Origin of the sequence: Serratia sp. Je.1.23.a, assembly GCF_051129805.1 — a bacterium.
Lineage (GTDB): Bacteria > Pseudomonadota > Gammaproteobacteria > Enterobacterales > Enterobacteriaceae > Serratia > Serratia liquefaciens.
This window is the reverse complement of record NZ_JBCPSR010000095.1, coordinates 1-255: the sequence shown is the minus strand read 5'-3', so window position 1 is coordinate 255 and position 255 is coordinate 1. Positions and strand designations below refer to the sequence as shown.

The window sequence follows — 255 nt, the reverse complement described above, 5'->3', positions numbered from 1 at the left end:
CGGTACGGGCGCTGATGACTCAGTGGTCAAGTGGCAGTGGCGGAACAGCAGTGGCGAGTGGAAGCCATTTACTAGTAACAGCAAGTTCGATGGGAATGTCTATACCCCGGGAAGTGATGACGCAGGATATGTTGTTCGCGCCTGTGTCACCCCTAAGGGTAAGGAGCAAAGCATCAAGGGGAGTGAGGTTTGTGTTGCCGATGCTGATGTGGTGACCATCTTCGCGGCCCCCGCGGTGAAGGACGTGAAAGCCAC

At 56.1% G+C, this 255-nt stretch carries 1 protein-coding gene; it reads left to right on the top strand.

All coding sequences use genetic code 11. The annotated features are described in order from the left end of the window. Positions 1-255, top strand: a 255-nt coding sequence (locus tag AAZT04_RS26340) for a hypothetical protein (protein ID WP_434682345.1), incomplete at both ends; no start/stop codon positions are given.